This window comes from Mycobacterium sp. (assembly GCF_049281135.1).
Classification (GTDB): Bacteria; Actinomycetota; Actinomycetes; order Mycobacteriales; family Mycobacteriaceae; genus Mycobacterium.
Map to the genome: position 1 here is coordinate 1 of NZ_JBAPRN010000336.1, position 1,872 is coordinate 1,872.

At 66.3% G+C, this 1,872-nt stretch carries 3 protein-coding genes; all 3 read right to left on the reverse strand.

The annotated features are described in order from the left end of the window. Positions 1 to 1,079: glycosyltransferase (locus tag WAN02_RS13665; RefSeq protein WP_422264732.1), on the reverse strand; the 1,079-nt coding region annotated here is incomplete at its 3' end. After that, positions 1,076 to 1,654: a putative colanic acid biosynthesis acetyltransferase gene (locus tag WAN02_RS13670; RefSeq protein ID WP_422264733.1), complete on the reverse strand. Its 579-nt coding sequence runs from the start codon at positions 1,652 to 1,654 to the stop codon at positions 1,076 to 1,078. The genes WAN02_RS13665 and WAN02_RS13670, both read right to left, overlap by 4 nt. A gap of 22 nt (positions 1,655 to 1,676) precedes the next feature. Further along, the coding region (locus WAN02_RS13675) for a hypothetical protein (RefSeq protein WP_422264734.1) at positions 1,677 to 1,872 on the reverse strand (196 nt) is incomplete at its 5' end.

Sequence of the window (1,872 nt, forward strand, 5' to 3'; positions counted from 1 at the left end):
ACTCCGGCCAGGCCGTTGCTGTCGGTGACGATGACGGGCTTACCAGCGGCCATCGCCTCGATCACCGTCATTGGGAATGGTTCGTCGACCGACGGCAGCACGTAGGCGTAGGCAGCGGCCATGCGTGCCGAGATCTCCTCCGGTGCAAGGGCTCCGGTCCAGCGCAGTGCGTCGGCGCGGTGGGGGTGGCTTGCGGCGAATTCGGCGATGGCCGAGGTGACCGCCGCGCCCTCGCCTTCGTCGGGTCCGACCAGCGTGAACGACGCCTGCAACCCGGTCGACAGCAGCGCGGCGGCCGCGTCGACGAACACCGGCGCCCGTTTGCGTGGATGCAGCCGCGCCAGGAACAAGAACTCCGGGCCGTTCGAAAGGCTGGCCGCAGCCGCCGCGGTCGGCGGTGCGATGCCATTGGGCAGCAGGTCGATTCGGCGTGGCGCACCCAGCACAGCGGTCAACTGCCCGATCTCTTCGGTGCGCAGCGCGAACGCGGTGGCCGCGTGGCGCAGCACGCGGCGGGTGGCCAGCCGGTCCACCGCCCGCTGCACGATTCCGCTGCGCGGGATCACCATGCAGTGGGTCTGCACCACGTACGGGCGTCCGCGTAGGCGCGCGATGACGGCGGCGGGCAGGGCCACCCCGTCGCGGGCCAGGTGCACATGCACCACGTCGAAATCGCCGACGTGGCGCCACAGCCAGCGCAGCATCGACGGGGACCACAGGTAGGCCATCGGCTTGGAGCCGGCGACGCGCCGGATCGGGAAAAGCCGCAACGGCGCCGCGCCCATCTGCGAGGTCAACAGCGGCAGGTCGACGCTGCCGCCGATGAGCAACGTGTCGTGGCCGCGCGCGCGCAGCGCTTCGCACTGGTTCACCGCCACTCGCGTCGGCCCGCCGAACGCGCCGACCCCGGAGACCAGCGTCACGACCTGCAGCACCCTCAACGCGTCACCCTCGCTGGTCTGCCCGCACTCGCTGCGGCCCCTTGCCGCAGTCGGCGCCGAACGTGGCCGTCGCCGGCTGCCCACTGCTTTGGTCGCCCCGTCCGGAAAGTGACTAGTTCCAACGATTTTGATCTTCACGACTCCACCTTCGTGTGGCCGCGCGGTGCCAGGATCGTGGCTGCTTCCGGGACATCACGGGTAACCAACGCAGTGGCGCCGACTGTCGCACCGTCGCCGACGCGGACTCCACGCAGTATCGTCGCCCGGGCAGCGATCCACACCGAATCTCCGATGACAATCGGCGCATTGTCGAATTCAAATGTCGGGCTGGATATGTCGTGGCCGCCGCTGCACAGCACAACTGCTTGAGAGATGCAGGTATTCGATCCGATGACCACTGGCTCGGCGTTGATGATCCAGACCGATTCACCAATCCAGGTGTCGTTTCCGATCTCCAGTTTCCAGGGCCAGTCGATTTTGACGTCGAATTTTATGCGTGTGCCGGTTCCGATTCGGGCGCCGAACGCGCGCAGTACGAATACTCGAAGCTGGTTAGGACACCACCACTGCATGGTGAGGCACCGCGATACCAGCATCCATAGCAATCGCACGACCGGTGGCACGCCCACGGGACGGCCCTCACCGGTGAAGTCTCGTAGCGAGAAGCGCGCGCCCGGCGACGGGCGCAGATCTGGTTCGCGTTGTTGAGTCATCGGGTTCTCGATAACCATGCCTTTACCAGCAGCTTTCTGCAGCGGCGAACTTGAAAAATCGCCAGCGGTGCGGCGCCTTGGGATCGGCTGCATCCATGTTGTGATAACCGGTCGAGATTAGGCCGGCGGCAACGAGGACGGCTCGTGTGACATCGCCCAGCACGTTCGTCTTCCTTGTCGTGGGTGATCGAACAGCGAACCACCCGAAACCGGAGATC

Excerpts from the sequence above, each read along its gene's own strand:
- WAN02_RS13670 (WP_422264733.1), bottom strand. The coding sequence starts at position 1,654 with ATGACTCAACAACGCGAACCAGATCTGCGCCCGTCGCCGGGCGCGCGC.